Below are 6050 nucleotides of genomic sequence, written 5' to 3'. Positions count from 1 at the left end.
TCACGTTCCGTTCTTAGGGGAGGGGAGAGGGGCGACCCTCGAACCTTACCCGATATCTGCCAGCAGTGTAGGTGCTTTCTGAGTTAGTGTCGGCTCGAACGTCTCGGCGGAAGGACATAAGTGAGCCAATTTGCATGCCCTGCAATTAGGGTTTCTCGCTTTACAGACTGCTCGACCGTGGTAAATCATTCTAATGGAAAAATCTTCCCAATCGGGTTGGGGCAAAAGCTTCATTAAATCTCGTTCGATCTTGACTGGGTCGGTTTCTTTCGTCAAACCTAGCCGCCTGCTCAAACGTTTGACATGAGTATCGACGGTTACGCCTTGCTTAATCCCGTAGGCATGAGCGAGGACGACATTTGCCGTCTTTCTGGCAACGCCGGGAAGCGATAGTAGCTTTTCCATCTGTTGCGGGACTTCGCCGCCAAATTCATCGATAATTTTTTGACAGGCTCCTTGGATGTTTTTGGCTTTATTGCGATAAAATCCCGTCGAACGGATTAGGTTTTCTAGTTCTTCGCGATCGGCATTTGCCAAAGAAACCGCATCGGGAAAGCGAGCAAATAGCGCTGGAGTTACTTGATTGACTCGTTCGTCGGTACATTGAGCCGACAGAATCGTAGCCACTAACAATTGGACTGGGCTTGCATAGGTTAGGCTACAGGTAGCATCGGGATAGAGGTGTTTGAGTAAAACGAGAATCTCCAATGCCCGTTGTTTTTTCGAGGCAAATTTGCGCGTAATACTTGCCACGGCTACCTATTGAAACAATTCCTGAAAAAAGGCTAAATTGGCAGTATCCCGAACGATGAGAAAAACGCCCAAACTCAACAAGAGAACCAATCCGGTTTGCATAATTCCCTCCTGAATCGTTCTTGGCAGAGGTTTACCGCGTAATCCTTCAACTAGCAAAAATACCAACTGACCGCCGTCGAGAGCGGGTAGGGGTAAGATATTGATAATTGCCAGGTTAATACTAATTAGCGCTGCAAATTGAAAAAGATTTCCTGCATCGTTACGAGCAATATTAGCACCATATTCGACAATTTTGACGGGACCTGCCACTTGCTCGGCATTTTCCTTAAAGTTACTAATTAACTGCCAAAATCCTTTAGCGGTTAAACTGGCAAGGTTTTGATAAGCATCGGCACTCAAGACAAGCACTTCACCAATCCCTTGAGGACGACGAGTCCCTACATTTGGCGATAGCATTACTCCAATTTTTCCTTTGCCGTCGCTACCGAGTTCTGGTTCTACGGTTAGGGCTAAGGTTTCTTGACCTCTTTGAACTATTAGATTAAGCGGTATATTAGGAGAATTCTGAATGGTTTCTCTGAGGGAAGTAATCGCATCCGGCGTTGCACCGAGATCTCGCCCGTTAACCGATACAATGATGTCGCCTGCTTGAATTCCAGCCTTGACAGCCACAGAGGCAGTTTCTGGCAGGACTTGGGGAACGGCAACGCCTGCTTGAAAGTCTTGTATGCCTACGGTGGCTACTTGACCGACCAGGAGGAAATAAGCGAAGACTAGATTGGCGATAACTCCCGCGCTAATGACGATCGCTCGATCGAGAACCGGACGATTGCGAAGCAAGTTGGGGTCATCGGCAGGGATTTCGCTATCGGGGTCGTCATCGGGAAAACCGACATAACCGCCGAGAGGAAAGGCGCGGATGGCATATTCGGTTTCGGGGCCTTGGTATTTGAGGAGAACCGGACCGAAACCGATGGAGAAACGATTGACGCGAATGCCTTGAAACCGTGCTGCTGCAAAATGACCTAATTCGTGAACGACAATTAAAAGCGCCAAGACTGCGATCGCTGCCAAAACTGACATAACAAGCCTAAATATAAAAATTACCTATGTCTTTGTCTATTCTAGGACATAGGCTGATTTTTGCGCTCTGACCGGAGAAGGAGTAGCAATTGAGTTCAAATGCGACGTAAAGTAGAAAAAATGTTGAGTAGAAAGAGGAAATAAGCATTGGCTAATCGCTTAGCTGGCTGGAAACTTCTTGGTCTGTTCGGCGCGATCGCTCTGCCGATTTGGTGGGTTAATTTCAGGAGTGACGAACGCGGCGGTCGCCAACTGCCCAGATCCCAAAACATTTACAAAACTCAACCGCTAGTCATGAAAGGCGGCGACCCTTATATTCGCGCCCTGATGCGCACGATTACCGCTAGCGAAGCTAATGTCGCCCAACCTTACCACGTTCTCTATGGCGGTAAATACGTGGCGGATTTGAGCGACCACCCCAATCGCTGCGTCCCCATCGTAACGGGACCGAATATCGGTCAGTGCTCGACTGCCGCAGGACGTTATCAGTTTCTCAATATCACTTGGTACGAAAAAGCCGAACGCTATCATCCCAACCCGTCAAATCTTTTGTGGTGGCAATCCTACAGTTTTGAGCCAAAATATCAAGATGCTGTCGTATACGCTTGGCTGTCCGATCCCCAGGCGTGGGGAGTCGATATTTCCCAGCGCCTGAGAGAGGGGGAATTAGAAGAAGTTTTGCGCCTGCTATCCGGGACTTGGACGAGTTTGGGATACGGCATAGAATCCAACTCCATGAGTCCCTACTTATCCCAGATTTATAAAAGGGTTTTGAGGGAGGAGTTAAAGAGTTCGCAGGTTTGAGGCAGAAGGAGGAAGTCTTTAAGAAGTCGGAAGTCGGAACTTGGAAGTCGGAAGTGGGGAGTGTGGGGAAATGGGGAGACTGGGGAGGCAGGGGAAGTTACTAATTCCTGTACGGGCGGGTTTTTGACAGTAACTGTAGGTGAATCTCTAGCGTTTTTAGATAAACCCGCCCCTACTAACTACTCCTCAATCCAAAATCTAAAATCCTTTCATCAAATAACTGACTCCTAACTCCTAAATTCTAACTAAACGCTAGAATGTATTGAATTTACATACAAATTGCTCGAGCGACGTTGACTTCATTTTCTCGTTATTCTGCATCGTCCCCTAATCTTCCTTCCCAGTTTGACGTTTTGGTGGTCGGTTCAGGAGCGGCTGGGCTTTATGCGGCTTTGTGTCTTCCTAACCATTTGCGAGTTGGTCTGGTGACCAAAGATACTCTAAAAACGGGGGCAAGTGACTGGGCGCAGGGAGGCATTGCTGCCGCGATCGATTCGTCTGATTCGCCAAAGTTGCATTTGGAAGATACTTTAAAGGCAGGAGCCGGACTTTGCGATCGCGCTGCCGTCGAGTTTCTCGTCGAACATGCTGCCTCGGCAATCCAATCGCTATTAGAGATGGGCGTAGCTTTCGATCGCCAGGGAAATCGTCTGGCAATGACTCTGGAAGCCGCCCATTCTCGTCCGCGCGTTCTCCACGCGGCGGATACTACGGGGAAAGCGATCGTCGGCACGATCGCGGCTAGAGTGTTAGAACGCCCCAACATTCAGGTCATCTCTCAAGGGGTAGCCTTGAGTCTGTGGATCGACTCGCAAACCGGACGATGCCAGGGAATTAGTCTCCTCTATGGAGGTCAGATTAATTGGATTAAAGCTGCTGCGGTTATTTTAGCCACCGGAGGCGGCGGTCAAGTCTTTGCCCAAACGACCAATCCAGCCGTCAGTACCGGTGATGGCGTGGCCCTCGCTTGGCGTGCTGGCGCGGTTTTGCGAGATCTAGAATTCGTTCAATTTCATCCAACGGCATTAACCATCCCTGGCGCTCCTCGTTTCCTGATTAGCGAAGCGGTACGCGGCGAAGGAGCACATTTAATCGATGACCGAGGCAGGCGTTTTGCCTTCGATTACCATCCGGCAGGCGAATTAGCCCCCAGAGATATTGTTAGTCGGGCAATTTTCAGCCATCTACAAAAAACTGCCTCCGATCCTGCCCAAGCTCACGTCTATTTAGATCTGCGACCGATCGAACCGGAACGGATTCGCCATCGCTTTCCCAATATCATTAAAGTCTGCCAACAGTGGGGGATCGATGTTTTTTGCGAGCCGATCCCCGTGGCTCCGGCGGCTCATTATTGGATGGGAGGAATCGCTACCGATCTGATGTGTCGCACTTCGATTGCCCGGTTGTATGCTATTGGCGAAACGGCAAGTACTGGCGTTCACGGCGCGAATCGTTTGGCGAGTAATTCTCTGTTGGAATGTATCGTTTTTGCGGCACAATTATCTCAGATTGAAGTAGAAACCCAGCCGTTTTCAGAAGAGGCTTTGTCTGTGGTTACGGAAGAGGGAGATTGGGAAGAGGAAATAGAAAAAATTACCCTCGTTCGACAAACTTTGCCGTCTCTGATGTGGCAGAGTGCTGGGATTTGTCGATCGCAAGAAGTTTTGGAAGCTGCGATCGCACAGGTCAATCGTTGGCGACAAGAACTAGCCAATTTCGCGATCGCTCGCCATATTCTCAAATTATCTCCTAGCGATCGCGTCATTTTGGCTTCATCCTTAGCCGAGCAGCACTTGCGAATTTGTGCAGAAACTTTAAATTTATTAGATATCGGCTATCTAATTCTTAAAAGTGCCGCTTTTCGGACTGAAAGTCGAGGCGGTCACTACCGCACCGACTATCCTCAGACTTTAGAGGACTGGCAAGTTCATACGTTGGTACGAGGCGAAACATGGCAAACAGCGCCACTATTAAACGCTAAAGAATCGACAGTCGGATCGAACAAATAGTCATGCATCCAGCCGTCGATTGGCTACCATGCTAAAACCGATCGAGATCTTGTCTTGCAGATAGCCAATTAATATGTTAGATCGTAGAGGTCAATTATAAAAAAAATTAGTTTCGCCTGAAGCAAACGAATCAATCTAAATGGGGAACATTGAGAACAGAAGGAGCAGGATGCAATTTAAATTAAAGTAATGTTAGAAAATTAAATTGGCTAAAAGTTCGTCCCCCTTACTAGAAGCTCATTCCCCCAAGTATTTAATGATGATGTACTATCGTTTTCCTATACTTTTTGCTATCGTTACTATTAGTCTATTAGGGTTGGTTGGGAATCGCGATCGCCGAGATTTGGCGCTAGCTCTCTCAAATTCTCATAGCAATCCGACCATTACCAAATCGATAGCTCAAGCATCAACAACAGGGAAGCTAAAATCAGCATCTCCGAGTGCCAGCAACTCCACCTACGATCGCTACATGAGGGCGGGGTACGAAGCCTTCGACAATAAAAATTATCAAGCAGCGATAGAAAATTTTCAAAAAGCCTTAGCCGAACGTCCCAACGATATTTATGCTCGCCAAGCCATCCAAAATAGCGAAACCCTGCTCAAAAACGAGCAGGCCAAAAATAATCCTTTATCGGATTGGTGGTGGCTATCATTAGGAGCAGGACTTGCCTTCGTCGTTGGCGGAGGCGTATTTTTCTTTTCTGGGCTGCTGCGTAGAAGTCCCGACTGGGAACGGGAAGAACACGAGCTTGCAGAATCAGAATCTGACTACGAACCAGAGGAGAAATTTTCACTGAATTCCCTTCCCTCAGAAAAATCCCAAAATCTTTTTGGCGAGGCTAATTCAAAAACAAAGACGGGCGACGACGATAGTTCCATTCCACTACAAACGCCTACTCGCCTGCCCAATTTGGATATTATCAATGAATTGGTTAAAGATCTCCAAGAACCCGATCCGAAAAAGCGACGGAAGGCTATTTGGGAACTAGCACAAAAAGGCGATTCGCGTGCGATGAAACCCCTAGTCGATCTGATGATTGACTCGGATTCCCAAGAGCGCAGTCTGATTTTAGAAGCCCTCTCTCAAATCAGCATACGCACCCTCAAGCCAATGAATCAAGCCCTAGCTCTCTCCTTGCAAGATAAAAATCCCCAGGTACGCAAAAATGCGATTCGCGATCTAACCAGAATTTACGACCTCATGTCTCAGATTAGCCAGATGTTACGCCATGCGATGGATGACTCGGACGTAGAAGTTCAAGAAACGGCCAAGTGGGCGCTTAATCAGTTAAATCTTCAGATGACTCCTACGAGGTTGGATCTGCTGCCGATGAAGCAAAACGAAACAATGCCATAAAAAAGGTAAAAGGAAAAAAGCAAAAATGAAATATTCTGTTG

5 protein-coding genes are annotated in these 6050 nt (G+C 47.7%); 3 read left to right on the top strand and 2 right to left on the bottom strand.

Annotation, left to right across the window (positions count from 1 at the left end; all coding sequences use genetic code 11):
- Positions 1-45: 45 nt before the first annotated feature.
- Together nth and rseP are read right to left on the bottom strand one after the other, a co-directional pair.
- Positions 46-753 carry an endonuclease III gene (nth, locus tag NIES593_RS14695; protein WP_073600289.1) on the bottom strand — a complete coding sequence of 236 codons (708 nt, stop codon included), beginning with the start codon at positions 751-753 and terminating at the stop codon, positions 46-48.
- 6 nt (positions 754-759) lie between these two features.
- Positions 760-1839: an RIP metalloprotease RseP gene (gene rseP / locus NIES593_RS14690; protein WP_073600288.1), complete on the bottom strand. Its 1080-nt coding sequence runs from the start codon at positions 1837-1839 to the stop codon at positions 760-762.
- Between the two features lie 147 nt (positions 1840-1986).
- On the opposite strand from rseP, the gene NIES593_RS14685 reads away from it, so the two are divergent.
- The 3 genes from NIES593_RS14685 to NIES593_RS14675 all read left to right on the top strand — a co-directional run bounded on the left by NIES593_RS14685 (position 1987) and on the right by NIES593_RS14675 (position 6009).
- Positions 1987-2643, top strand: coding sequence for a glycoside hydrolase family 24 protein (locus NIES593_RS14685; protein ID WP_073600287.1), 657 nt, complete (start codon positions 1987-1989; stop codon positions 2641-2643).
- Positions 2644-2936: 293 nt separating this feature from the next.
- Entirely contained in the window at positions 2937-4652 is a 1716-nt protein-coding gene (gene nadB / locus NIES593_RS14680) for an L-aspartate oxidase (protein ID WP_073600286.1), read from the top strand.
- A gap of 205 nt (positions 4653-4857) precedes the next feature.
- The gene (locus NIES593_RS14675) at positions 4858-6009 is read left to right on the top strand and encodes a HEAT repeat domain-containing protein (RefSeq protein WP_217651915.1); all 1152 of its coding nucleotides are present in this window, start codon (positions 4858-4860) and stop codon (positions 6007-6009) included.
- Positions 6010-6050 lie beyond the last annotated feature (41 nt).

The organism is Hydrococcus rivularis NIES-593 (assembly GCF_001904635.1).
Lineage (GTDB): Bacteria > Cyanobacteriota > Cyanobacteriia > Cyanobacteriales > Microcystaceae > Hydrococcus > Hydrococcus rivularis.
The sequence above is the reverse complement of the archived record's forward strand: the minus strand, read 5'-3'. Positions and strand labels throughout refer to the sequence as shown.

Excerpts from the sequence above, each read along its gene's own strand:
- rseP (WP_073600288.1), bottom strand. The coding sequence starts at position 1,839 with ATGTCAGTTTTGGCAGCGATCGCAGTCTTGGCGCTTTTAATTGTCGTT.